The following is a 23842-nucleotide window of genomic DNA, read 5'->3' on the forward strand; positions in this document are numbered from 1 at the left end:
CGTCAAGGTTTGTAAAAGCGAGGGCTCAGTGCGGGCAGGTGGCGGCGGCCGCCTACAATTCAAGGTTTTCCAGCCCTGATGCAAGAGCTGGCCTCGCCTTTGGGGTCAAGTCTCACATCGTGGATAGAGCGGATTTTTCCAATGAGCGAATCTCCTTTGGTCGGCATCGTGATGGGTTCCAGCAGTGACTGGGAAACCATGAAGAACGCCGCCGATATTCTCGCCGAGTTCGGCATCGCCTTTGAGGCCAAGGTGGTCAGCGCCCACCGCATGCCCGACGATATGTTCGCCTATGCCGAGGCGGCCGCGACGCGCGGCCTGCAGGCCATCATCGCCGGTGCCGGCGGTGCCGCCCATCTGCCCGGCATGCTGGCGGCCAAGACCGTCGTGCCCGTGTTGGGCGTGCCGGTGGCCAGCCGCCATCTGCAAGGCGTGGATTCTCTGCATTCCATCGTGCAGATGCCCAAGGGCATTCCCGTGGCGACCTTTGCCATCGGCACGGCCGGTGCGGCCAATGCGGCCTTGTTCGCCGTGGCCATGCTGGCCAATCAGAACCCGGCCCTGCGTGAGAAGCTGGCGGCCTACCGGGCTCGCCAGACCGAAGTGGCCCGCGGCATGAGCCAGGATTTGGTCTGATGAGCTTTTTGCCTGCAGTCTTGTTGCCCGGCGCTGCCAGCTTGGGCGTGATGGGTGGCGGCCAGCTGGGCCGTATGTTTGTGCATGCCGCCCAAGCCCTGGGTTACCGCACCGTGGTGCTGGACCCCGACGCCGACAGCCCGGCCGGCCTGGTCGCCCATCAGCACATCCGCGCTGACTACTTGGACTCGGCCGCCTTGAGCGAGTTGGCAGCCCAGTGTGGTGCCATCACCACCGAGTTCGAAAACGTGCCCGCCCAGGCTCTGGCTCAGCTGGCCCAGAGTCGCGTGGTGGCACCGGCCGGTGCGGCCGTGGCCATCTGCCAGGACCGTGCCGACGAGAAAGCCCATTTCAAGGCCAGCGGCGTGGCTTGCGCGCCCTATGCCGAGATCGCCAGCGCCGCCGACTTGGCGTCGGTAGACGAGGCCTTGCTGCCCGGCATCTTGAAGACCGCCCGCATGGGTTACGACGGCAAGGGCCAGATGCGGGTGCGCACGCGCGCCGAGCTGGCCGCTGCCTGGGACGAGCTGAACAAGGTGCGCTGCGTGCTGGAGCAGATGCTGCCCCTGGCCCTGGAGCTGAGCGTGATCAGCGCCCGCAATGCGCAGGGCGAGATCGTGCAGTTCCCGGTGCAGCAAAACCTGCACATCGACGGCATTTTGGCCGTCACCCAGGTGCCAGCGCCTGCCGTCAGTGCCGAGCTGGCGGCCGAGGCCCTGGCCTCTGCGGCCCGCATCGCCGCCTCCATGAACTATGTGGGCGTGCTCTGCGTGGAGTTCTTTGTGCTGCAAGACGGCCGCCTGATCGTCAACGAGATGGCGCCGCGTCCGCACAACTCCGGCCACTACACCATGAATGCCTGCGATGTCTCGCAGTTTGAGCTGCAGGTGCGGGCCATGGCCGGCCTGCCGCTGCGCCAGCCGCGCCTGCATTCGCCCACCGTGATGCTCAATCTCTTGGGCGATCTCTGGTTCGATGCGCAGGGCAATGAGCGCACGCCCGTCTGGGATCAGGTGCTGGCCCTGCCTGGCACCCATCTGCATCTCTATGGCAAGGCCAGTGCTCGGCCAGGGCGCAAAATGGGCCATCTGAATATCACCGCCGCCACCGTGGCGGATGCCGAGGCCACGGCCCGGGCTGCGGCCGCTCTGCTGGGTCTGCCCACGCAGTGGTGAGCCAGGAACTGCGCTCAGCCATGTTGTTAGACGGCCAAGACCCCCAAGCCATCGCCCAGGCCGCCGCAGCCTTGGCGGCGGGCGACTTGGTGGCCCTGCCCACCGAGACCGTCTATGGCCTGGGTGCGCGGGCCGACGAGGACGCGGCCGTGGCCAAGATCTTCGCGGCCAAGGGCCGGCCGGCCGACCATCCCCTGATCGTTCATGTGCTGGACGCGGCCGACGCGGCCCGCTATGCGGCCGATCTGCCGCCGGTGGCCAAGGCCTTGATGGCGGCCTTCTGGCCCGGCCCCTTGACCGTCATCGTCAAGCGCGCGCCAGCCATGGGCGCGGCAGCGGCCGGCGGCCAGGACAGCATCGGCCTGCGCAGCCCCGCGCATCCGGTGGCGCGTGCCTTGCTGGCGGCCGCGCGCGAATTGGGGGTGAGCGGGGTGGCCGCGCCCAGCGCCAATCGCTTCGGCCGGGTCAGCCCGACCCTGGCCCGTCATGTGGTGGATGAATTCGAGCCCGGCTTGCTGGTGCTGGACGGCGGTGAGTGCGAGGTGGGCATCGAGTCCAGCATCGTTGACTGCAGCCGCGAGCATCCGGTCTTGCTACGCCCGGGCGTCTTGACGCCGGATGAAATTGAGGCCGCCATGGGCCAAGCCTTGTGGGCGCCGGATGCGGCGGCACCGCGTGCCTCGGGCACCTTGGCCGCACATTACGCGCCCACGGCCACGGTGCGCTTGCTGGATCGCGAGGCCTTGCAAAAAGCCTTGGCAGACCGCCCTCCTCAAGCCAGCGCAGGGCTGGCGGTATATTCACGCACGCTGAGTGTGCCGCCAAGGTCTGAGGCGGCAGAGCTGCTCTGGCGCCAGATGCCTGAGGATGCAAAAGCCACGGCGCATGAGTTGTTTGCCGTTTTGCGTGAGTTGGACGCGGCAGGTGCTGTAGAGATTTGGATTGAGTTGCCCCCGGCCGGGGCGGCTTGGGACGGGGTCAGAGACCGCTTGTCCCGCGCCGCCGCGGCGTTTCAGGCAGCGCCATGAGGATTGAGAACTCCCTGCGGAGCGCTTGATTCGATTTTTTGAGAGTTCGGAGAGTTCATGAAGAGTTTCACAGCAGGCCAGCGCGGCTTTGCCCATCTTGCTCAATTGGGCCAACAGTGGGGTCGACAAGGCCTGGCTGCCCTGTCGGTGGCGGCCCTGGCGACCTTGAGCGCCTGTGGCGGTGGCACTTCGCAGATCGAACCCTTCGCCCCCACCCGCATCATCACCTTTGGCGATGAGAGCAGCCTGATCAAGCCGGATGGCAGAAAGTACACCGTCAACGCGGTGAACTCGGTCACCGGGGCCATCGATTGCGCGGCCAATCCCATCTGGGTGCAGTACCTGGCCAATCAATTCGGCCTGGTGTTCAGCGAATGCAATCCCAGCCAAATCGCGGTCACCAGCGGCCTGATGTATGCCACGGCAGGCGGCAATGTGGCTTCGTTCCAAGCCGCGCTGGACACCCATTTCGCGACCGGCGGCTTTGGCCCCAAGGACCTGGTTACGGTGATGGTCGGCGCCAATGACATCATCGAGCTGTACCAACAATATCCGGCGCAGAGTCAGGCGGCTTTGCTGAACGAGGTGCGGGTTCGCGCCCGAGCCTTGGCCGCCCAGGTCAACCGCATCGCGAATGCCAACGGTCGGGTGGTATTGGCAACCGTGATCGATCAGGGGACGACACCCTACGCCTTGGAGGAGAGCAAGCTGGACAGCGGGCGGGCCGCCTTCTTGACCCAGCTGACCTCGGAGTTCAATCTGGAAATGCGGGTCAATATTCGCAATGATGGTCGCTTGATCGGCCTGGTGCTGGCGGATGAGCGGATTCAGATCATGACCAAGTACCCCTCGGGCGAAGTGACCAAGCCGGCCTGTCTGAACACGGTCTCGGTGGACAACTGCACCACCAACACCCTGATCGCCGACAGCTCGGCGAGCACTTGGTTGTGGGCCAATGACCGCCTGTTGACCTTCCAAGGGCATGATGTCATCGGGCAGGCCGCCCGGAGAACCGCCACCACCAACCCCTTCTGACCCGAGGGTTTGCTGTCTGCAAAGGCCCGGCCGCGCCTCGCTGCCGGGCCTTTGCGTTCCCATCCCGCCCTTTCCATGCCTCTCGCTACACTTGTTTCATGACTGTTTTGTTGGCTCTTGATAGCTCCACCGAGGTGATGGCCATCGCCCTGAGCAGCCCTTCGGGCGAGTACTTTTTCGAGGCCGAAGGCGGGCCACAGGCCTCGGCGCGCTTGGTGCCCGAGACCCAGGCCCTGCTGGCCCAAGCCGGTCTGCGTTTGAGCGAAGTCGATGCCATCGCCTTCGGCCGTGGTCCTGGCGCTTTCACCGGTTTGCGCGCCGCTTGTGCCGTGGTGCAAGGCCTGGCCTTTGGCGTGGGCAAGCCGGTGCTGGCGATTGACAGCCTGATGCTGGTGGCCGAAGACGCACGCCAGCAAGCGGCCGAGCAGGGCGATGCCTTGAGCGGTCTGATCTGGGTGGCGATGGATGCACGCATGGGTGAAATCTATGCGGCGGCCTTCCGCCTGCCCACAACCGCCGGCCCGCTGCTTGAGGTTCAAGCCGCCGCGCTCTACAAGCCCGAGGCCTTGGCCGAGCTTTTGAATGCGCAGACGGAAGGCTTCGCCCTGGCAGGCTCCGCCCTGACCGTGTTTGCCGAGCCCCTGTCCGCCGTCCAAGGCGCGGCCTCGCGCCGGGTCTGGCCGCAAACGCGTTCGCGCGCCCGAGCCCTGGCCGTCCTGGCCAGCCAGGCTTGGGCTCAGGGTGGCGCCATGGACGCGGCCCAGGCCATGCCGGTTTATGTGCGAGACAAGGTAGCGCAGACGACGCAGGAGCGGCTGGACGCGCGGGCAGCCCAAGCCGCGGCTTCTGGCCTTTGATCGCTGCCACGTCGCCATGAGCGTTTCGCCCCAAAATCTGTTTATGTCTGCGCCGCTGACGCCCGCAGGCCAGCCGCGGTTTCGGCCCCTGCGCCTGATCGATCTACCCGCCATCATGGCGATAGAGACGCGGGTCTATGCCCAGCCCTGGACCGAGGGCAATTTCATCGATTCCTTGGCCTCGGGTTATGCAGGCTTTGGTCTTTGGTTGGAGGGCGAGGCGGGCAAAGAGCCCTTCCTGGCGGCCTACTTTCTGGCCATGAAGGGTGTGGGTGAAATGCATCTGCTGAATATTTCGGTGCGCCCGGAGAATCAAGGTCAGGGCTTGGCCCGCCTGATGCTGGACGCCCTGGTGCAGCTCTGCCGCAGCGAGGGCTGCGAGCAGCTGTGGCTGGAAGTGCGCACCGGCAACACCCGTGCGCGCGAGGTGTATCGCCGCTACGGCCTCAGCGAGGTGGGCCTGCGCCGTGCCTACTACCCGGTCCATCAGGGCCAGCGAGAGGATGCGGTGCTGATGAGTTTGCCGATTGATTTGATGAACCAAGACCAGGGCCAGAACCCTGGCCAGGAAAAGGCCAAGCAATGAGCTGGGATGCACGTCAGATTGCCATGCTGGCGGCCATGGGCTTGCGGGTTTGGCCGCGCGAGTCCACCACGGTGGTTTTGCAGGAAGAAGAAGCCGCAGAGCCGCAGGACGCGCCGCAAATCCCAGCAGCCGCTGCGCCCCTGGCGCGCCCGCCAGAGCAGCGCGCCCCCGCGCCCCAGGCGGCCGTGGCCGCCTTGCCTCAGGCCCTGCGCCAGGCCACGGCCAAGCCAGTGCCAGAGCCCGAAGCCGCGGCCGCTGCCAGCCAGGATCTGTCCGCGCTGGATCTGCAAGGCCTGCGCCAAAGTGCCGCCAAATGCCGTGCCTGCGGCCTGTGCCAGGGCCGACGTCTGCCGGTGTTTGGCGACGGCGCTGCACAAGCTCAGTGCCTGGTGGTGGTCGATGCCGAGGGCAGCGATCAAGGCGATGCACCCTTGGGTGGCGATGCAGGCGTTTTGCTGGCCAATATCCTGCGCGCCATGGGCTTGCAGACCGCGGGCGAGCAGGCCAATGCCTTCGTCACCAGCCCGCTGAAGTGTCGCCCGCAGGCTGGCCTTGCGGCCGGCCCGGCGGAGTTGCAGCAATGCCAGCCCTATCTGGCTCGGCAGATCGAGCTCTTGCGGCCGCGCGTGATTCTGGCCATGGGCCCCTTGTCCAGCCAGGCCTTGTTGCGCAGTGGCGAGCCCTTGGGCAAGCTGCGCGGCCGTCTGCATGAGTACCAAGGCATCCCCGTGGTCCTCACTTATCACCCGGCCTATCTGCTGCGCCAGCAGGCCGACAAACCCCGTGCCTGGGCCGACCTCTGCTTGGCCCTGACGGCCCTGGACGACAAGACCCCGACATGAATCCCCCGAGTCCACTTCAAGCCCTGATCCAGCAGCACATCCGCGATGCGGGGGGCTGGATAGGTTTTGACCGTTTCATGAGCCTGGCCTTGTACGCGCCGGGCCTGGGTTACTACAGCAATGCGCGGCAGAAGTTCGGCCTGATGCCGCAAAGCGGCTCCGACTTCGTCACCGCGCCCGAGCTGTCTCCCCTGTTCGGCCAGGCCTTGGCCAATCAATTGGCCCAAGCCTTGGAGGTCACCGGCACCCGCACTATTTGGGAGTTTGGTGCCGGCACCGGCGCCTTGGCGGCCCAGCTGCTGCAAAGCCTGGGCGACAAGATCGAGCGCTACTGCATCGTCGATCTGTCCGCCAGCTTGGCCGCCCGCCAGGCCGAACGCCTGCAGGCCCTGGGTCCGCTGGCCGACAAGGTGGAATGGGTACAGGCCTTGCCGCCCACTTTTGAAGGTGTGGTCATCGGCAACGAGGTGCTGGACGCCATGCCCGTGCAATTGCTGAGCTTTGATGGCCAGCGCTGGATGGAACGCGGCGTCAGTCTGGCTGCCACGCCAGGGGCTGATTTCATCTACGCCGATCGCCCCACCACTCTGCGCCCCTCCTTGCTCTGCGACAGCGATGCCGCGCATTTCCCGCCCGGCACCGTGACCGAGATCCACGCCCAGGCCGAAGCCTTTGTGCGCACCCTGGCGGCCCAGCTCAAGCGCGGCGCCATCTTTTTGATCGACTACGGCTTCCCCGAGGGCGAGTACTACCACCCGCAGCGCTCGGGTGGCACCTTGATGTGCCATCACCAGCACCGATCCGATCCCGATCCCCTGGTGATGGTGGGTGAGAAAGACATCACCGCGCATGTCAACTTCACCGGCATTGCCCTGGTGGCGCAGGATGCGGGCTTGAGCGTGCTGGGCTATACCAGCCAGGGCAATTTCCTCATCAACTGCGGCATCGTCGACCTGATGGCAACAGCCGATTTGGCGACGCGCAGCATGGCCCACAAGCTGATCGCCGAGCATGAGATGGGCGAACTCTTCAAGGTCATAGGCCTGGCGGTGGGGCCGGAGTTTGAGGCCCTGGGCTTTGCCCACGGCGACCGCAGCCATACCTTGTGAGTGATGGCGCGCCGCAGTAGCGAATTACCGCACGAAGACGGCTGAGCTTTTGGCGCCTTGAGCCCTGAGCTATTGAGTCGCCTGCATAGCAGGTTATGCTGACGCAGGTCTGTGCTTCCATCTGAAGTTTGCGAAGGGAACGGTATGCGCTTCAAGCTCACCCACCTCGGCTGGACTCTTTTGCTGCTGGCTTGCAGCGCCCGCGCCGACTGGTCGCCCTTGCAGGTCGATGTCTGGGATCCGCCCTTCAACACCCAGCGCAAGCACAGCAGTCAGACCTATACCGCCCTGGCCAAGGCGGAGAAAAAATGGTCTTTGTGCGTGGTCATTCCGCACCTCAAGGATGCTTACTGGATGGCCGTCAACTACGGTCTGGTGGAGCATGCGCGTCAGCTGGGGGTGACGCTCACCATTGCCGCGGCCGGGGGCTATGACAAATTGGACAAGCAACGCGAGCAGATCACGCAATGCTTGGCCGACAAGGCCGATGCCTTGATCATCGGCTCCATCAGCAATGAAGGTCTGAATGATTTGATCGACAAGTTCGCCGCCCAAGGCCGGCCGGTGATCGATCTGATCAATGGCATCAACTCCCCCAAACTCAGCGCCAGAGCTGCGGCCGATTTCTACGAAATGGGCAAGGCCGCTGGCGACTACGCGGTGCAGCATTTCGGCCAGGGCCGAGCGCAAAAACTGCTGTGGCTGCCCGGGCCCAAGGGCGCGGGCTGGGCCGAGGCTGGGGACCAGGGCTTCCGGCAGGCCTTGAGCGCCTCGCCTCTGAAGATCGTGGCCGCCGATTGGGGTGACACCGGCCTGGCGGCGCAAAGCGGCCTGATCAGCAAGATGCTGGACGCCCACCCCGATGTCGACGTGATCGCTGGCACGGCCGTCTCGGCCGAGGCAGCGGTGCAGGAGTTGCGCCGTCGCAAGCTCAGCGCGCGGGTCAAGGTCTTGTCTTACTACTTCGGGCCGGCCGTGCATCGGGGCATAGAGCGCGGGGTGATGGCGGCCGCGCCCAGCGATGTGCCGGGCCTGCAGGCCCGCTTGGCGGTGGACTTGGCCGTCAGGGCCTTGGAGAAGAAGCCTTATCCACGCCACCTCAGCGCGCCCATTCAGCTGATTGATGGCGCCAATGTGGGCAAGGTCGATTTGTCCGGTAGTTTGGCGCCCGAAGGTTTTCGCGCCATCTTCAGCGTCAACAAGTAGGCCGCGGGTATGGCGGCATCGGGGGCAAATCCAAGTCATGCCTCGCGCCTTTGGCCTTGGCTGATTCTCTTTCTAGGCCTTGGGCTGACGGCGGGTTTGGGGCAGGTCCTGCAAAAGCGCGCACAGGCTTCTTGGCAGCAACTGGCTGAACATGAGACCGCTCAGCATGCGGTCACCTTGCTGAGTTGGCTGGAAGACAGTTTCACTCTGCTGTCCGGCTTGGTGGTGTTGGTGGAGAACTCGAGCTCGGTGGCCGGGGGTGAGTTCTACAACGCGGTCGAGGGAATGGAGTCGCGCGCGCGCGTCAACCTCTTGTCCAGCAAGGCCTTGCTGGACCGCAGCAAGGGTTCCTGGACCGTGCGTTATGCCTCCAGCGCCGTGAGTGCCGATGCTCAATTCCCCGCTGTGGGCAAGCCGCCGGTTGCGCTGTTGGCCGAAACCTTGAGCAAGGCTGGCGACAGCCCGAATGAGTGGCTGCTGTCCACACCCTTCAAGGACCTGGCGGGCAAGAGCCATGTCTATATGGTCTTGGTCACCACCCGCGACCCCGATCTGGCGATTGTGGGCGTGTTCGATATCGAGCAGACCCTGATCAATCTGAGCGCTGCCAACAAGCTGGTAGGGCTGCGCTTGAACCTAGGCCTCAAGCCCGATGGCAGCGAGACGCGGATGTTGATCCAAGATCCGCGCCCGGCGTTCACGGCTGCTCACCATGCCCAAACCTTGCTTTACACGGGGCGCTGCAGCCTGGACCTGGACTGGCTGGTGGCGTCAGACTTTGCCGGCGGCGTGGATCTGAGCCTGGCCTATGCCGTTTGGGCTGGCGGTGGCTTGCTAAGCCTTTTGATGGCGCTGTACGCGGGAGGGCTGCGACGCAAAAACGCGCTGATTCAGCACAAGGTGGATGAGGCCACCCGCGATATGGAGAAGGCCATGGGGGAGTTGCGGGCGAGCGAGAAGCGCTTGCGCAATATCCTCGACACCAGCCCCGTGGGCGTGGCCGTGTCGGTCAATCAGGTGCTGCGCATGATCAATCCGACCATGCACGAGATGCTCAAGGTGTCGGTGGGCGAGTCCATGCCCAATCTCTACGTGAACCCGGGGGATAGAGAACGGGTGATGCAGATTCTGAGCCAGGAGGGCCGGGTGAACGGGGTGGAAGTGCAGCTCTACACCGGCAGCCGCGAGGTGCGCGACTTTTTGATCAGCTATGTGCGCACCGACTACGAGGGCGAGTTGGCGACCTTGGGCTGGGTGATCGACATCACCGAGCGCAAGGCGGCCGAGCAGCAACTGCGTCAGGCCATGCAAGCGGCGGAGGAGGCCACACGGGCCAAGTCTGACTTCCTGGCCAATATGAGCCATGAGATCCGCACTCCCATGAATGCCATCATTGGCATGAGTTATCTGGCCTTGCAGACCGAGCTCAATGCGCGCCAGAAAAACTATATCGACAAGGTGCACCGCAGCGCGGAATCGCTGCTGGGCATCATCAATGACATCCTCGATTTCTCCAAAATTGAAGCCGGCAAACTGGATCTGGAACTGTCCGAGTTTCAGCTGGAGGAGGTCTTCGAGGGCCTGGCCAATTTGATTGGTCTGAAGGCCGAGGACAAGGGCCTGGAGTTGCTGTTTGACAGCCGCGCCCAAGTGCCCGGCGCGCTGATCGGTGACGCCTTGCGCCTGGGTCAGGTCTTGACGAACCTGGGCAATAACGCGGTCAAGTTCACCGAAAAGGGCGAGATCGTCATTGGCGTTGAGGAGCTGAGCCGCAGCGAAGCGCAGGTGGAGCTGCATTTCTGGGTGCGCGACTCCGGCATCGGTATCAGCGCGGAGCAGCAGGGCAAGCTGTTTCAGAGCTTTGGTCAGGCCGATGCCTCGACCACGCGCAAATACGGCGGCACCGGCCTGGGCCTGGTGATTTGCCGGCAGCTGGTGGAGATGATGGGCGGGCGCATCTGGTTTGAGTCAGAGCCGGGGCGCGGCAGCTGCTTCCATTTCCATGCGCGCTTTGGTTTGCAGACAAGCCCGAGCGAGCGCCTCGCCTTCACGGCCGATGAACTGCAGGGGCTGCGCCTGCTGGTGGTCGATGACAACGTCTGCGCGCGCACCATCTTCTTGGGCATGGCCGAGGACTTGGGCTTGCAGGTCGAGATGGCCAAGGACGGTATCGAGGCGCTGGCCATGATAGAGGCCGCTCAACAAGCCTCGCGAGGCTATGACCTGGTCTTGATGGACTGGCAGATGCCCGGCATGAATGGCGTGGACTGTGTCCGTCGCCTTCAGGACGACTTGAGTCAATTGCCCGCGGTGATCATGGTGACCGCCTATGGGCGGGAAGAGGCGCTCAAGGCCGCTAGGAGTCAGGGGGCTCAGCTGCGTTCGGTGCTGATCAAGCCGGTGACCCGGTCGACCTTGTTCCAAGCCGTGGCGGAAGCCATGGGCCGTGCGCCGGGCCCTCTGCTGGCCAAGTCCCAGGGACAGGACGCGGCGCAAGAGGCCAAGAAGCGGCTGGCGGGCGCGCGTCTGCTGCTGGTGGAGGACAACGAACTGAATCAGGAGCTGGCTCAGGAACTGCTGACGCAGGCCGGCATCCAGGTCAAGATCGTCGAGAACGGCTTGCTGGCGCTGGAGCTCTTGCGCGACGCGCCCAAGGCTTTTGACGGCGTTCTGATGGACTGCCAGATGCCGGTGATGGATGGCTACACCGCCACCCGCGAGATTCGCAAGATCGCCGCCCTGAAAGACCTGCCCATCCTGGCCATGAGCGCCAATGCCGTGGTGGGGGAGCGCGAGAAGGTGATCGCTGCGGGCATGTGGGACCACATCAGCAAGCCGCTCAATGTGGTGGAGATGTTCAACACCATCGCGCGTTGGATCGTGCCCGCGCATCCGCAGGAATGGACGGCGGCCGAGCAGCCCGGCGTTCAATCGCCGCCAGCCGAAGCGGGCCTGGATCTGCAGGCCCTGCATGGGCTAGAAACCCAGCAAGGCCTGGCCAATACGGGCGGAGATGTGCGGCTCTACACCTGGCTCTTGCGCAAGTTTCTGAGCCAGAACCAGGGCTTTGCGGCGCAGTTCGAGCAAGCTTTGCGGGCGGCCGATGCCTCTGCGCCCCAGCGCTTGGCCCACACCCTCAAGGGCACGGCCGGCACGGTAGGCGCGCGCGCGGTGGAAGCGGCTGCAGCGGGTTTGGAAAAGGCCTGTGCGCAAAATCGGCCCGAGGCCGAGTTGCAGGCCTTGCTGGATCAGACTTTGGCGGCGCTACAGCCGGTGCTGCAGGGCTTGCAGGCTCAGGCAGGCTTGCAAGCCGAGGCAGACCGTGGAGGCGACGAGGGCTTAGGACAAGGCGCGCAAACGGGTGAGTCCGTCGCCCTGCTCTTGCCGCGTCTGCGTCAAGCGCTGGAGGAAAGCGATGTCGGCGCCCTGGATTTGATGGCCAGCCTGCGTCGGGCCGTGCAAGCCGCAGACCCAGACTCGTCCGGCCTCACCCTTTTGGCAAAGGTCCAGGAGGCCTTGGAGGCCTTTGATTTTGAAGCGGGATTGCAGGGCTTGAGCGCTTTTGAACAGCAAGCCTCCCAGCCAGGGCTAGTGCTGGATCGGCCGCTTTAGCAATAGGCTTAGGCCGAACTGGCTTGTAGGGCCGCCAAGCGCGCGGCCTGCACCGCCCGCCCAATCGCCGGGCCGGTTTTCCCTTCGGCCAGCGCCTGGGCGCTGACGAGGCTCAGATCCAAGGCCTGCAGCCGAGCCAGATCGTTCAGGAGTTGCTGGCGCTGTGGATAAGCACGGTCTTCCAGGCCCAGTCGCCCACGTGCGTCGCATTCGCAGGCCCACAGCATCAGGGCAAAGCGCTCGGGCCGGCGCCAAGCGTCGCAGCGCTCCATCAGGCGCAGGCGCGCCTCGGGGCCGAAGTCGCCACTTTGATGCACATGGGTGTGCTCGCGTGCCACCAACTCGGCCAACTCCTTGCATTCATTCGGCACCCGCCAGCGTTCGCTCAATTGCTTGGCCAGCTTGGCGCTCAAGCCTTCGTGGCCGATATGGCGGGGCAGCAGCTCGGGCGCCGTTAGCCCCTTGCCCAGGTCGTGGCAGAGGCAGGCGTAGCGCAAGTCCAGCGGGCCTTGTTCGGCGGCGGCGCGGTCTATCACTATCAAGGCATGGACGCCGGTGTCGATCTCGGGATGGTGCTGGGCAGGCTGGGGCACGCCAAAGAGGCGATCCAGCTCGGGGCAAAGCCTAGCCAGGGCGCCGCAGGCGCGCAGCACCTCGAACATGCGGGAGGGCTGAGCTTCCATCAAACCGCGCGAGATCTCCTGCCAGACCCGCTCGGCCACCAGGGCGTCCACCTCACCCTGGGCCACCATGGTCTGCATCAGGGCCAGGGTTTCGGGGGCGACGCTGAAGTCGCTAAAGCGGGCGGCAAAGCGCGCCAGGCGCAGGATGCGCACCGGGTCTTCGCCGAAAGCCGGCGAGACATGGCGCAAGACCTTGGCCGCCAGATCGCGCTGGCCGCCGTAGGGGTCGATCAGCTGGCCCTGCGCATCCTGTGCCATGGCGTTGATGGTCAGATCGCGGCGGGCCAGGTCTTGCTCCAGCGTCACATCGGGGGCGGCATGGAAGGCGAAGCCGTGATAGCCCGGCGCCGTCTTGCGTTCGGTGCGGGCCAGGGCGTATTCCTCATGGGTCTGCGGGTGCAAAAAGACCGGGAAGTCCTGGCCCACGGGGATGAAGCCGGCCGCCAGCATGGCGGCCGGATCGGCGCCTATGACCACCCAGTCATGGTCTTTGACCGGGCGGCCCAGGAGCGCGTCGCGCACCGCGCCGCCGACAAGAAATGTTTGCATGAGTCAAAAAACCATCAAGAAAGAGTCACAAGCGCCGCTTACATTTAGCTTCGATTGACCTGCCAAACCCCCCTAAGCTGTGGGGGGTATAACAAGCCGGTGGCAGCTACATTCTCAGGGACTGGAACGAAGTTGGAGATGCAATGCGATTTTGTGCTGCGTTCTCCTCAACAAGGAAAACCATGAAGTTGAAAACGATCTCCGCCGCCGCCGTCCTGGCCGTTTCTTCGCTGGCCGCTTCGGCCACTACGATCGACCTGGGTTTGCTGGACAGTTCTGGGCCGGACACAAGCTCTGGTTTGTCGGCAAAATTTGCAGTGAACGCGTCGATTGCCGATACCTGGACTTTCACGCTGGACAAGGCCTCGCTCGTGTCCTTCGGTGCCCAGCAGTCCTTCAGCTCTTTGAGCAGCGCCATCCATAATTTTTCTGGCGTCTTGGTGGGCTACGGTCCTCTGAATTTGACGTCGACGGGCACGCAAGCCAATTTGAGCTGGTCGGGCTCCCTGTTGGCCGGCACCTATTCGGTGAACATCACGGGCCTGTCGGTGGCCAAGAACACCCAGTACACCTCGACCTTGTCGGCCACGCCGGCGCCAGCGACACCTGTGCCCGAACCCGAGACCTATGCTCTGCTCTTGGCGGGCCTGGGCGTGGTGGGCTTCATGGCTTCGCGCCGCAAGCAGGGCTGAGCCCAAGCGGCTTCAACAGCCTTGCCCACAAAAAAGAGCGCCGCGGCGCTCTTTTTTTGTGCTCGTGGCCGCTGCTTCAGGCCGGCGAGCCGCTTTGGCGATAGGGCTCTTCAAAGTCCAGAAAGTCTTTTTCGGCCACCGCATCGGCCACCCAGGCGGCCACCGCCGGTTGGGCTTGCACTGCTTGGGCATAGGCTGTGGCGGCGGCGTTCAGGGGCAGGCCGTAGCGGCTGACCCGCATCACCACCGGCGCGAAATAGGCGTCCGCATTGCTGAACTCACCGAACAAAAACGGCCCACCGCTGGCCGCCAGGGCCTCGCCCCACAAATCATTCAGGCGCTTGAGGTCCTCGTGCAGCTTGGGCTCGGTGCTCAGCAGGCGCTGGCCCACGGCCTTCAGGTCCGCGTCGATATTCATGGGGCACAAGCTGCGCAGCTGGCCAAAGCCGGAGTGCATCTCGGCGCAAAGGCTGCGGGCGCGGGCGCGTTGGCGCGCGTCTAGCGGCCAGATGGCCAGTGTGGGATGTTGCTCGGCCAGGTACTCAGCGATGGCCAGGGTGTCCCAGATCACAAAGCCATCGTCCTCGACCAGCACCGGCACCTTGTGCGTGGGGCTGACGGGCTTGAGGGCCTGGTAGAAGGCCGAACCCGGCGTGAAGTCAAAACGCAGCTTGATCTCCTCGAAGGCGATGCCGAAGGCCTTCATCAGCACCCAGGGGCGCATGGACCAGGAGGAGTAATTCTTGTTGCCGATATAGAGTTTCATGAATGCCTTTGTGCAGGGGCTTGCTGGGTGCGAGCAGCTTAGCGTCAGCGAGCGTGCGCTGTGCTGAGACTTTGGCAAGGCATTCTTGCGGCAAATTCAGCAATGCCCCGCTCAGCGCCTTGCCGTCTTGCGTATCTCGTTCAGGCGGGCGCAACCTTCCAGGGTCTGCAAATAGCTGGGCGCGATGGCCGCCAGCGACTGGGCCTGAATGCCTAGCGCCGCCAGATCGGGCAGCCGACCCGTTGCGATATTGGGCACTTGCATGGAGGCCAAGTTGTCGCGCGACATCAGCGGCACACCCGGCAAGGCTTCCAGCAGCAGGGCCTGGGCCCAGGCCAGGAGCGCAGGCAGGCCGAGGATGGGCCGCGGGTGGCCGCTGATGCGACCCAGCTGCTGCACGATCTCGCGCAGGCTCAGCACCTGCGGCCCGGCCAGCTCATAGGTTTTGCCCGCGGTTTGCGGGTCCAGCACACAGCGCAGCAGGGCGCGCGCCACATCCTCCACCCACACAGGTTGGAAGCGCGCCTTGGCCCCGGCCAGGGGCAGAAGCGGGAATAGGCCCAGCATGCCGGCGAAGAGATTGGTGAAGCTATCACCCGCGCCGAACACGACCGAGGGGCGTAGCAGGGTCAGCTCAAGACCTGCGCCCAGCAGCTGCGCCTCACCGGCCGCCTTGCTGCGCAGATAAAGCGAAGGCGCATCGGCCGCCACGCCCAGGGCGCTGACGTGGATCAGGCGCTTGACGCCGCTGGCCTGGGCTGCTGCCGCGATCTTGGCCGGCAGCTGCACATGGGCTTGCTCGAACTGGCTCTTATTGCCTTGCAGGATGGCGATCAGATTGACGACCACATCCTGACCCGCCATCAGCCGACGTAAGTCCTCTTCGCGATGGACATTGGCCTGTCGCACGCGCAGGCCCGGCAGGCTGATCAGGCCGCGTGCATGGGCCAGGCGTCGGGTGGGCACGGTGATATTCGCCCGGCCGCCCAAGGCCTGCACCAGCTGCTCGCACAGGGCGCTGCCGATGAAGCCGCTGCCGCCCAGGATCAGGAGTTTGGGATTGCTCATGGCATGTCGTTGTTGCTGCTGCTTTCCTTGGGGCCGATCTGCTTGCCCAGGCGATAGCGCAGGCTGCTGGCGTTGGCGCTGTTGTCGCCCAGCAAGGGCGCGTAGATGCTGGCATTGGTCAGCACTTTTTTGACGTAGTCGCGAGTCTCGGTGAAGGGGATGTTCTCCACCCAGATGGCGGCGTCCAGCGTGGCGCCTTCGCGCCAGCGCCGTGGCCGTCCAGGCCCGGCGTTATAGGCCGCGGCGGCCATGGCCATGGAGCCGCCAAAATCATCCAGCACCAGCTTCAGATAGGCGGTGCCGATCTTGATATTGAAGTCGCGGTCCGTCATCAGCTCGGGCCGGAAGTCCTGGCCTATCTTCTTGGCCGTCCAGCGCGCCGTGGCCGGCATCACCTGCATCAGGCCGGAGGCACCGACATGGGAGCGAGCGTCCATCACAAAGCGCGACTCCTGGCGGATCAGGCCGAAGACGTAGGCGGGGTCGATGCCGGCCTCTTTGGACTTGGCCAGCAGCTCACGGGCATGGGGCGCCGGATAGCGTTGGCTCAGGTCAAACTCGCCCCGGGCGCGCTCGCTGGTGTTGATGCAGCGGTCCCAGATCTCGCGCTCGCAAGCCTCTTGCGCGGCGGCGCGCAGGCTGCGGTCGTTCAGGCCGCGCAGGCTGAAATTCCATTCGCGCACGCCCTCGTTGCGCAAGCCGCTGCCAATCAGCAGCAGGGCGCGGTTCAGGCCGGCATGGCTTTGGGCCTGGCCGCGCTCGGCCGGGCTGAGTGGGCTGGGCGCTGCGGGCAGGGCGGGCTCCTCGCCCAAGTCTTCGGCGGCCAGGCGGCCGTAAAAAGTCCAGGGCGAGGCGATGGCTTGCAAGAGGCCGCGGGCTTCTGCGCGCAAGGGCTCACCCACGGCGCCCTCGGCGGCGGTGGCCAGCAAGGCGCGGGCGCGCCAGTACTGCCAGCTCGGGTCGCGTTGCTCGGCCGGGCTCATTAGCTCCATGCTTTTGAGCGCCTGGAACCAGCGCCCGCTGCGCAAGGCCGCGCGGGTGGACCAGGCCAGGGTGTCGTCGCTCCAGCTCAAGCCTTGCTTGTTTTTCTCCGCCAACTTGAGGGCGCGCTCGAAGTAGTCGGCCGCATCGGGGTTGAGCTTGAGCGCGGCCTGGCGGCCGATCTGCGCCCAGGCCCAGGCGTCCAGTTCGGCGGGCAGCTCGCGCTGCCAGCGGCTGCTCATCAAATCGGCCGCCACGGCGGGGTCGTTCGCGGCGATGCGCATCAGGGCCAAGGTGGCCAGCTCGGTGTGGGTGCGCGTGCCACCCTTGGCCTTGCGGGCGATGTAGCGGGCCGGATTGTCTTGAATCTCGATCAAGGCCAGCTCCACCGGCTTGCCCAGCAGGGCCGCGGCTTGCTTGGCGGCACGCGGTTTGCCCGCCTCCACCGCCAGGCGCAGCTTGAGCCAGACATAGTCGCTGCTCAGCAGCTTGGCCTCAAACAGGGTGCTGGCGAGCAGATTGCAGCCATCGTCGCCGTCACGTTGGGCCAACCAAGCGCTGCGGGCGGCGTCCAACACCTTGCGGCCGGCCAGGTGCTCGGTCAGCAGGCCGTAGCAGGCAACCTCGCGGTCGTCGCGCATCTGAAAACGGGGGTAGTCGGCGGCAAAGTTCTGCCAGTCGCGCCGTTTGCCCAACTCCAGCAGCCAGTCATTGCGCAGGCGATCTTCCACATAGCTGCCGGGCCAGCGGCTGTAAAAGGCCTCCAGCTCGGGCTGGCTGGCCTCGCTCAGGCGCAGGCCTAGTTGCCAGTAGTCCATCCAGGGGGCCAGGGGGTGGGCTTGCTCGATGGCGGCGCTGGCGGCGGCAGTGGCGCGTTTCTTATCCTTGAGGCGCAGGGCCTCCTGGGCTTCGATCAAGAGGGGGTCAGGTCTTGCCGGGGTGTTTGCGCTGCTCACCGTACCGCTGAACGTGCCATTTACGGCCGCGGGTTTGCCGCTGGTTTGGGCCTGGCACATCGGCAGGCTGCCCAGGCTCAAACTCAAGGAAAGTGCCAACACCAGGGCGGCGGGTTTCAGGGCTTTGCGCAGCCAGGGGCGTGATTCATATACTGCCAAAACTCGTTCCTCAAAGGTCAAACCGTGCCAACTCTTCTGCCAAATTCCCGCCCCGAACTGCGCGCCCAACTGCTGGCCGATCGCGCCGCCTGGTTGGCCACGCCCGCATCGCATGCGGCTGCCGCCGGTCTGGGGGCGCGCTTGCAGCAATTGCTGGCTCAAATCGAGCCGCAATGCCTGGGGCTTTACTGGCCGCTTGAGGGGGAATTTAACGCAGCCGAGGCCTTGGCGGGCAGGGCATTGTCGGAAGACCATGCGCTGAGCGCCCCGCTGGCGCTGGAGGCCGATGAAGACGAGGGTTTGGATGGTGAGGACGCCGATGAGGACAGGGCGCCCCGCGCCCCTGTGGTTTGGGCCCTGCCCTATGCCTTCAAATCGCCCCGTCGCATGGACTACCGGCGCTGGGACGGCGGCGCGCCCGGCTTGACGGATGAATGCGGCATCGCCAGCAGCAGCGGCGCGCCCCTCGTGCCCGATGTGGTGCTGGTGCCTTGTGTGGGTTTCACCCGCGAGGGCTATCGCCTGGGCTATGGCGGCGGCTATTTTGACCGCTGGCTGGCGGCGCACCCCGGCGTCACCAGCATAGGCCTGGCCTGGTCCATCAGCGAGACGCATTTCCCCGTCGAGGCCCACGATCAGGCGCTGACCCTGATCCTGACGGAAAAAGAAGCCATCATGCCCTGAGGGTAGGAAAGCTAGGTCATTGCTTCAGCAAAACTGGTGGTCAGGGCTCGGCCCATTGCTGGGCCTTGGCTTCTAATGACGGATTGACTCCAAGTTCAACGCCGCCATGACGCGCTCCAATCTTTTCCCTAACTTTCGCGACCCTCAGGTGCTGGACGCCCATGTGCGCCACACCCTGGACTTCTATCACCCGCGCGCCATCGATGCCAGCGGCGGCTTTTTTCATTTCTTCCGCGATGACGGCACGGTGTATGACGCCCACACCCGCCATCTGGTCAGCAGCACCCGCTTTGTTTTCAATTACGCCATGGCCTGGCGGCGCTTCGGTCACCCTGAGCATCAAGTCGCCCTGCGCCATGGCCTGAAGTTCTTGCGTGAGCAACACCGCCAGGCCGACACCGGCGGCTACTGGTGGTGCCTGAACTGGCAGGACGGCAAGGCCAGCCCTCTGGAAGCCGACAACCACTGCTACGGCCTGGCCTTTGTGATGCTGGCCTATGCCCATGCGCTGATGGCTGGCGAGGAGGAGGCGCGGACCTGGCTGGCCGAGACCTGGCATCTGATGGAGGCGCGCTTCTGGGAGCCCGAGGCCGGTCTCTACGCCGATGTGGCCAGCGCGGACTGGTCGGTGCTCGACCCCTATCGCGGCCAGAACGCCAATATGCATGCTTGCGAGGCCTTGTTGGCGGCGTTTGAAGCCACCGGAGAAACGCGTTATCTGCTGCGCGCCGAGACCCTGGCGCGCAATATCACCCTGCGTCAGGCGGCCTTGGCGAATGACTTGATCTGGGAGCATTACCGCAGCGACTGGCAGGTGGACTGGGACTACAACCGTGAAGACAAGACGAATATCTTCCGCCCCTGGGGCTATCAGCCCGGCCATCTGACCGAGTGGGCCAAGCTGCTTTTGATTTTGGAGCGCCACGGCGCACATCTGGCGCACGGGAAAGACTGGTTGCTGCCGCGCGCGCGCCAGCTCTTTGACATCGCCGTGGCCCGGGCCTGGGATGCCAAGCATGGCGGCCTGGTCTACGGTTTTGCGCCCGATGGCACGGTCTGCGACAGCGATAAGTACTTCTGGGTGCAGGCCGAGAGCCTGGCCACCGCCGGCCTGCTGGCCTTGCGCACCGGCGAAGATGGTTACTGGGACTGGTATCAGCGCCTGTGGGACTACAGCTGGTCGCATATGGTGGACCATCGCTATGGCGCCTGGTACCGCATCCTCAAGGCCGATAACAGCGCTTACAGCGATGAGAAGAGCCCGGCGGGCAAGACCGACTATCACACCATGGGCGCTTGCTACGAGCTGATCCATGCCTTGGAGCGCCAGGCATGACGAGCGCCAAGCCACTGCCCCAAGTCTTGTCTTTTGGCGAGGCCCTGACCGATCTGATTCGCAGCGGCCCGCAGAGCTGGACCTCGCTCTGCGGCGGTGCGCCCTGGAATGTGGCGGCCGCCCTGGCCGCCCTGGGTCTGCCCAGCGCCTTCGGTGGTGCCATCAGCTCCTGCGTGTTTGGTCAGGCCCTGTGGCAGGCCAGTGCGGCGGCGGGCCTGGACCTGCGTTTTTTGCAGCAGCAGCCGCCCGAGCGCCCGCCCTTGCTGGCGGTGGTGCATGAGCTGAGCCCGCCGCAGTACTTCTTCATCGGCGAGGGCGCGGCCGATTTGTTCTTCGCACCCGCGGCCCTGCCCAAGGGCTGGCGTGAGGCGGCGCGCTGGGCGCATTTCGGTGGCATCAGCCTGGTGCGAGAACCACTGGCGCAGCGCCTGCTGACCCTGGCGGGCGAACTCAAGGAACAAGGCGTCCGCATCAGTTACGACCCGAACTTCCGCCTGCTGATGGACAGCCGCTACGACGGGACGCTGGAGCGCATGAGCCGCCTGGCCGATGTGATCAAGGTCTCGGACGAAGACCTCTGTGGCCTGTTCCGTTGCAGCAGCCCCGATGTTGGCCTGGCCCAGCTGCAGGCCTGGAATCCGCAAGCCTTGTTGATGCTGACCCGTGGGGCCGAGGGTGCTGAACTTTTTCATTCAGAAGGCTCTTGCCGCTTGCGACCGCCAGCGCTCAAGGTGGTGGACACCGTGGGCGCGGGCGATGCCTCCATGGCCGGCCTGCTCTACAGCCTGATCAGCGCACCTGAGGCCGAACCTGCGCGGCATCTGCGCTGGGCCGTGGCGGCCGCCTCCGCCGCTTGCGAACAAGCCGGTGCTTGCCGACCCACGATAGCGCAGATCGAGGCCATGCTGGAGCGCTTGAAGGCCTCGCCATGATCCAGATCCAGCGTTTCCAGCCCTCGCATGGCCCTGCCGTCACCGCCCTGGTGCTGCAAATCCTGAACGAGGAATTCAGCATTCCTGTGCAGGCCGAGCACATGCCCGATCTGCTGGACGTGCCGGGTTTTTATCAACAGGGCGGTGGCGGTTTTTGGGTCGCGCTTGACGAGGGCGGCGAGCTGCTGGCCTGCCTGGGCTTGCGCGATCTGGGCGGGGGCCAAGCTGCTTTGCGCAAGATGTATGTGAGGGCCTCGCACCGCGGCCCTCAGCACGGCCTGGCCCAGCGCCTCTTGCAGACCTTGCTGGGCTGCGCCCAGGCGGCCGAACTGCGCGAGATCTTTCTCGGCACGACCGAGCAGTTCGCTGCGGCCTGCCGCTTCTACGAGGCCCAGGGTTTTGAGGCCTTGTCTGAAAGCGCCTTGCCGCCAAGCTTCCCGCGCTTGGCGCCGGAGACACGTTTTTACCGCCTAGCCCTGCCGCCCAAGGCTTAGGCCTGAGCTTGATCTGGATTAAAGCCTGAGCGGCATGAACTCCTACGATGCTCAGCTGCTGTAGGAGAAATCTCATGAGCCGTGTCAACGAGGGTGAGAAGTTTGCTGCCTTGGACGAGTGCCATCGCCAGATGCAGCAGCATTTGGAGCAGCTGCGGCATCTGATGCTGGGCATGCAGTCTGCCGGCCTGGACGAGGTCGCGCGGGCCCAGGCGGCGGAGATTGAAAAATTCTTCTCCGGCGCCTCGCGCCAGCACCATGCCGAGGAGGAGCGCAGTGTCTTCCCCGAACTGCTCAACAGCGATCAGCCCGAGCTGGTCTCGGCTGTGCGCAGCCTGCAGCAGGACCATGGCTGGATCGAAGAGAACTGGCTGGAATTGGGCCCGCGCCTGCGTGCCCTGGCCACCGGCTCCGCCTGGGTGGACGAAACCGAGTTCCTCAACTACGCCCAGGTTTTTATGGACCTGGTGAGCGAGCACCTGGCCTTGGAGGAGAGCCTGATCTACCCCGAGTCCAAGGCCCGCTGGGCGCAAGCGCTGCAAGCGCGCGAGCATCGCCGCGCCCAGGCCGGGCTGGCGGGTTTGGTCAGGCCTTGATCAGAGCTTGGCCGGCTGCGGATCGAGGTCCACAAACTGCCACCAGTCGCCCCAGAACAGCGGGCGGCGGTAGCCATGCACCCAGGCCTGGGCCACGTCGTTGCTGAACAGATGGGCGACGATTTTGTAGGGCGCATAGGCCACGGCCAGGCGCTTGGCCTCGCGGAATACGGCCTCGCGTTCGGGGCCGTCGGGCAGGGCCTCCAGGCGTTGGTAAAGCGCGTCCAGCTGCGGCAGCGAAAAGCGTGAGACGTTTTGCGAGCCGGCTTGCGGGCCGTTGTAGCGGGCCAGGGCGGCCAGGCCGTCGGGCACATCGGATTGCACGGCAAAGCCCCAGACCATCAGCTTGCCGGCCCGGGCCGATTTCAGATGCTCGGGGAATTTGGCGGTATTGAACTTCACCCGCAGACCCAGGCGCTGCAGATTGATGCGCCAGAGCTCATCGCTTTGCCGTGCGGCCTGGTCCGGCGTGGTGGCGATCTCGATGCTCAGGCTTTCGCCGCCGGGCTGCAGGCGGTAGCCCTCGGCGTCGCGCTCGCCCCAGCCGTAGGCGTCCAGCAAGGCATTGGCGCGCACCGGGTCGAACTCGCCCATCTCGCTCTTGAAGGCCGGGTCATAGCCGCTGGTGTGCGGCACGATAGGGCTTTGCGCGGGGATGCCCTGGCCGCGTCGCACCAGAGCGATATTGCGGCGCACGTCGTAGCCCAGCGAGATGGCGCGGCGCAGGGCGATGCGCTCGGGCGCGAGGCCGCCCACCACCGGGTGCGTCATGCCGAAGTAAATCAGCGAGCAATCGGCATTGAGTTGGCGGAACAGCTGCACGCCGCGTTTGGCCAAAAACGGCGCCAGCTGACCATGCGGCACGGCCTGGCTGATGAAGGGCGCGGGCACGCCGTCGCCGGGCGCGGCGAGGACGTCCAACTGGCCGTTCAAGAAGGACAGCCAGCGCGGCTGGTCTTCCTCGATGATGGCGATCTCCACCCGGTCCACCATGGGCAGCAAGCGGTCTTTGAAGCGCTTGGCGATGGCCTGGCCCTCGGCGTCGTCGGCGGCCGGGCTGGCGTCATAACGCCGCTCTCGGTAGACCGGGTTGCGCTCCAGCACGATGCTGGAGCTGCGCCGCCACTGCGCCAGGCGGTAGGGGCCGGTGCCCACCGGGTGGGCGTCCACATCGCGGCCATAGGCCTCCACCACCTCGCGCGCCAGGGCGCCGAAGATATCGCTGCTGGCCAGGCGCTCGATCAGGCGCGGGCGCGGCTCGGCCAGGCGGATCTGCAAGGTGTAGCGGTCCAGGGCGCGCAGGCCGGGGATGTCTTGCTCGTAGTCCAGACCTCGGCCGGTCTTGAGGGCCTGCTCGCGCAGCTCGTTCAAGCCGAGCATATTGGCTGTTAGCAAGAAGGGCAGCATGGGCGACATATTCGCCGGGTCCACGATGCGCTTGAAGCTGTAGACATAGTCCGCCGCCACCAACTCGCGCGGCTTGCCCTTGAAGGCCGCATCGGGCGCGAACAAGATGCCTGGCCGCAGGCGGATGGTGAAGGTTTTGAAGTCGGCGCTGACCTCGGGCAAGGCGGCCGCCGTCAGGGGCTTGACCAGCACCGGCCGGGCCAGGTGATCGAAGCAGTACAGGGCCTCGAAGATATGGCCGGTGACGGCGCGCGAATAGCCGTCGGAGATGCGCGCGGGGTCGAAGCCCGTCTCGGCCGCTTTGAAGGCCAGGCGCAGAGTCTTCTGGCCGTTTGCGGCCTGGCTGAGCGAGGGGGCGGCGAGCAGAGGCAGGCCGAGACCGGCACCCAGAATTTGGCGGCGACGCAGGGAAGTCGGGATCATTGCTGCTGTTCTCTAGAAAACGCAAAAGGA

21 protein-coding genes are annotated in these 23842 nt (G+C 65.1%); 16 read left to right on the forward strand and 5 right to left on the reverse strand.

Annotated elements, in window-relative coordinates; genetic code table 11:
- The first annotated feature begins 141 nt into the window (after window positions 1-141).
- The 10 genes from purE to DBR47_RS23385 all read left to right on the forward strand — a co-directional run bounded on the left by purE (window position 142) and on the right by DBR47_RS23385 (window position 12086).
- Window positions 142-636: a 5-(carboxyamino)imidazole ribonucleotide mutase gene (gene purE / locus DBR47_RS23340; protein WP_124454685.1), complete on the forward strand. Its 495-nt coding sequence runs from the start codon at window positions 142-144 to the stop codon at window positions 634-636.
- A complete protein-coding gene (locus DBR47_RS23345) occupies window positions 636-1811 on the forward strand; it encodes a 5-(carboxyamino)imidazole ribonucleotide synthase (RefSeq protein ID WP_124454687.1) in 1176 nt (391 codons plus the stop codon). The genes purE and DBR47_RS23345 overlap by 1 nt, the downstream gene beginning before the upstream one ends.
- Window positions 1812-1831: 20 nt before the next feature.
- Window positions 1832-2839, forward strand: coding sequence for an L-threonylcarbamoyladenylate synthase (locus DBR47_RS23350; protein WP_124454689.1), 1008 nt, complete (start codon window positions 1832-1834; stop codon window positions 2837-2839).
- Between the two features lie 57 nt (window positions 2840-2896).
- Window positions 2897-3874: an SGNH/GDSL hydrolase family protein gene (locus DBR47_RS23355; RefSeq protein ID WP_124454691.1), complete on the forward strand. Its 978-nt coding sequence runs from the start codon at window positions 2897-2899 to the stop codon at window positions 3872-3874.
- 98 nt (window positions 3875-3972) lie between these two features.
- Window positions 3973-4731: a tRNA (adenosine(37)-N6)-threonylcarbamoyltransferase complex dimerization subunit type 1 TsaB gene (tsaB, locus tag DBR47_RS23360; protein ID WP_124454693.1), complete on the forward strand. Its 759-nt coding sequence runs from the start codon at window positions 3973-3975 to the stop codon at window positions 4729-4731.
- A 43-nt stretch (window positions 4732-4774) separates the two neighbouring features.
- Entirely contained in the window at window positions 4775-5317 is a 543-nt protein-coding gene (rimI, locus tag DBR47_RS23365; protein WP_124454842.1) for a ribosomal protein S18-alanine N-acetyltransferase, read from the forward strand.
- Complete coding sequence (locus DBR47_RS23370) at window positions 5314-6159, forward strand: uracil-DNA glycosylase family protein (RefSeq protein WP_124454695.1); 846 nt, start codon at window positions 5314-5316, stop codon at window positions 6157-6159. The genes rimI and DBR47_RS23370 overlap by 4 nt, the downstream gene beginning before the upstream one ends.
- Complete coding sequence (locus tag DBR47_RS23375; protein ID WP_124454697.1) at window positions 6156-7268, forward strand: class I SAM-dependent methyltransferase; 1113 nt, start codon at window positions 6156-6158, stop codon at window positions 7266-7268. The genes DBR47_RS23370 and DBR47_RS23375 overlap by 4 nt, the downstream gene beginning before the upstream one ends.
- Before the next feature lie 144 nt (window positions 7269-7412).
- On the forward strand, window positions 7413-8474 hold the full coding sequence (gene torT, locus DBR47_RS23380) for a TMAO reductase system periplasmic protein TorT (RefSeq protein WP_124454700.1): 1062 nt from the start codon (window positions 7413-7415) through the stop codon (window positions 8472-8474).
- 177 nt (window positions 8475-8651) lie between these two features.
- Window positions 8652-12086 (forward strand): response regulator, encoded by a 3435-nt coding sequence (locus tag DBR47_RS23385; RefSeq protein ID WP_197047245.1) that lies wholly within the window; start codon window positions 8652-8654, stop codon window positions 12084-12086.
- 8 nt (window positions 12087-12094) lie between these two features.
- Here the strand turns inward: DBR47_RS23385 and DBR47_RS23390 are convergent, their stop codons facing one another.
- A complete protein-coding gene (locus DBR47_RS23390) occupies window positions 12095-13318 on the reverse strand; it encodes a multifunctional CCA addition/repair protein (protein WP_124454704.1) in 1224 nt (407 codons plus the stop codon).
- A gap of 182 nt (window positions 13319-13500) precedes the next feature.
- Here DBR47_RS23390 and DBR47_RS24765 point away from each other — a divergent pair, with 182 nt between their 5' ends.
- Window positions 13501-14010 carry an FxDxF family PEP-CTERM protein gene (locus tag DBR47_RS24765; RefSeq protein WP_197047246.1) on the forward strand — a complete coding sequence of 170 codons (510 nt, stop codon included), beginning with the start codon at window positions 13501-13503 and terminating at the stop codon, window positions 14008-14010.
- 76 nt (window positions 14011-14086) lie between these two features.
- Here the strand turns inward: DBR47_RS24765 and DBR47_RS23400 are convergent, their stop codons facing one another.
- The 3 genes from DBR47_RS23400 to DBR47_RS23410 all read right to left on the reverse strand — a co-directional run bounded on the left by DBR47_RS23400 (window position 14087) and on the right by DBR47_RS23410 (window position 17940).
- A complete protein-coding gene (locus tag DBR47_RS23400; RefSeq protein WP_124454706.1) occupies window positions 14087-14776 on the reverse strand; it encodes a glutathione S-transferase family protein in 690 nt (229 codons plus the stop codon).
- A gap of 111 nt (window positions 14777-14887) precedes the next feature.
- Complete coding sequence (locus DBR47_RS23405; protein WP_124454708.1) at window positions 14888-15844, reverse strand: complex I NDUFA9 subunit family protein; 957 nt, start codon at window positions 15842-15844, stop codon at window positions 14888-14890.
- Complete coding sequence (locus DBR47_RS23410) at window positions 15841-17940, reverse strand: lytic transglycosylase domain-containing protein (RefSeq protein ID WP_231512474.1); 2100 nt, start codon at window positions 17938-17940, stop codon at window positions 15841-15843. Before DBR47_RS23410 ends, DBR47_RS23405 begins: the two co-directional genes overlap by 4 nt.
- A 24-nt stretch (window positions 17941-17964) precedes the next feature.
- Between DBR47_RS23410 and DBR47_RS23415 the strand changes: the two genes are divergently transcribed.
- The 5 genes from DBR47_RS23415 (at window position 17965) to DBR47_RS23435 (ending at window position 21982) form a co-directional block, all read left to right on the forward strand.
- Entirely contained in the window at window positions 17965-18624 is a 660-nt protein-coding gene (locus DBR47_RS23415; RefSeq protein WP_197047247.1) for a 5-formyltetrahydrofolate cyclo-ligase, read from the forward strand.
- A gap of 106 nt (window positions 18625-18730) precedes the next feature.
- Complete coding sequence (locus tag DBR47_RS23420) at window positions 18731-19960, forward strand: AGE family epimerase/isomerase (RefSeq protein WP_124454712.1); 1230 nt, start codon at window positions 18731-18733, stop codon at window positions 19958-19960.
- Window positions 19957-20892, forward strand: coding sequence for a carbohydrate kinase (locus tag DBR47_RS23425; protein ID WP_124454714.1), 936 nt, complete (start codon window positions 19957-19959; stop codon window positions 20890-20892). Before DBR47_RS23420 ends, DBR47_RS23425 begins: the two co-directional genes overlap by 4 nt.
- Complete coding sequence (locus DBR47_RS23430; protein WP_124454717.1) at window positions 20889-21386, forward strand: GNAT family N-acetyltransferase; 498 nt, start codon at window positions 20889-20891, stop codon at window positions 21384-21386. Before DBR47_RS23425 ends, DBR47_RS23430 begins: the two co-directional genes overlap by 4 nt.
- Window positions 21387-21460: 74 nt before the next feature.
- Entirely contained in the window at window positions 21461-21982 is a 522-nt protein-coding gene (locus tag DBR47_RS23435) for a hemerythrin domain-containing protein (protein WP_124454719.1), read from the forward strand.
- On the opposite strand, the gene DBR47_RS23440 is transcribed toward DBR47_RS23435, so the two are convergent.
- Window positions 21983-23812, reverse strand: a complete 1830-nt coding sequence (locus DBR47_RS23440; RefSeq protein WP_124454721.1) for an ABC transporter substrate-binding protein — start codon at window positions 23810-23812, stop codon at window positions 21983-21985.
- Between the last annotated feature and the right edge of the window lie 30 nt (window positions 23813-23842).

This window comes from Paucibacter sp. KBW04 (assembly GCF_003852425.1).
Taxonomy (GTDB): Bacteria; Pseudomonadota; Gammaproteobacteria; order Burkholderiales; family Burkholderiaceae_C; genus Paucibacter_A.

What these genes read in the sequence shown, in the direction of transcription:
- purE (WP_124454685.1), top strand. Translation starts at nt 142, where the DNA reads ATGAGCGAATCTCCTTTGGTCGGCATCGTGATGGGTTCCAGCAGTGAC.
- DBR47_RS23345 (WP_124454687.1), top strand. Translation starts at nt 636, where the DNA reads ATGAGCTTTTTGCCTGCAGTCTTGTTGCCCGGCGCTGCCAGCTTGGGC.
- DBR47_RS23350 (WP_124454689.1), top strand. Translation starts at nt 1,832, where the DNA reads ATGTTGTTAGACGGCCAAGACCCCCAAGCCATCGCCCAGGCCGCCGCA.
- DBR47_RS23355 (WP_124454691.1), top strand. Translation starts at nt 2,897, where the DNA reads ATGAAGAGTTTCACAGCAGGCCAGCGCGGCTTTGCCCATCTTGCTCAA.
- tsaB (WP_124454693.1), top strand. Translation starts at nt 3,973, where the DNA reads ATGACTGTTTTGTTGGCTCTTGATAGCTCCACCGAGGTGATGGCCATC.
- rimI (WP_124454842.1), top strand. Translation starts at nt 4,775, where the DNA reads ATGTCTGCGCCGCTGACGCCCGCAGGCCAGCCGCGGTTTCGGCCCCTG.
- DBR47_RS23370 (WP_124454695.1), top strand. Translation starts at nt 5,314, where the DNA reads ATGAGCTGGGATGCACGTCAGATTGCCATGCTGGCGGCCATGGGCTTG.
- DBR47_RS23375 (WP_124454697.1), top strand. Translation starts at nt 6,156, where the DNA reads ATGAATCCCCCGAGTCCACTTCAAGCCCTGATCCAGCAGCACATCCGC.
- torT (WP_124454700.1), top strand. Translation starts at nt 7,413, where the DNA reads ATGCGCTTCAAGCTCACCCACCTCGGCTGGACTCTTTTGCTGCTGGCT.
- DBR47_RS23390 (WP_124454704.1), bottom strand. Translation starts at nt 13,318, where the DNA reads ATGCAAACATTTCTTGTCGGCGGCGCGGTGCGCGACGCGCTCCTGGGC.
- DBR47_RS24765 (WP_197047246.1), top strand. Translation starts at nt 13,501, where the DNA reads ATGAAGTTGAAAACGATCTCCGCCGCCGCCGTCCTGGCCGTTTCTTCG.
- DBR47_RS23400 (WP_124454706.1), bottom strand. Translation starts at nt 14,776, where the DNA reads ATGAAACTCTATATCGGCAACAAGAATTACTCCTCCTGGTCCATGCGC.
- DBR47_RS23405 (WP_124454708.1), bottom strand. Translation starts at nt 15,844, where the DNA reads ATGAGCAATCCCAAACTCCTGATCCTGGGCGGCAGCGGCTTCATCGGC.
- DBR47_RS23420 (WP_124454712.1), top strand. Translation starts at nt 18,731, where the DNA reads ATGACGCGCTCCAATCTTTTCCCTAACTTTCGCGACCCTCAGGTGCTG.
- DBR47_RS23425 (WP_124454714.1), top strand. Translation starts at nt 19,957, where the DNA reads ATGACGAGCGCCAAGCCACTGCCCCAAGTCTTGTCTTTTGGCGAGGCC.
- DBR47_RS23430 (WP_124454717.1), top strand. Translation starts at nt 20,889, where the DNA reads ATGATCCAGATCCAGCGTTTCCAGCCCTCGCATGGCCCTGCCGTCACC.
- DBR47_RS23435 (WP_124454719.1), top strand. Translation starts at nt 21,461, where the DNA reads ATGAGCCGTGTCAACGAGGGTGAGAAGTTTGCTGCCTTGGACGAGTGC.
- DBR47_RS23440 (WP_124454721.1), bottom strand. Translation starts at nt 23,812, where the DNA reads ATGATCCCGACTTCCCTGCGTCGCCGCCAAATTCTGGGTGCCGGTCTC.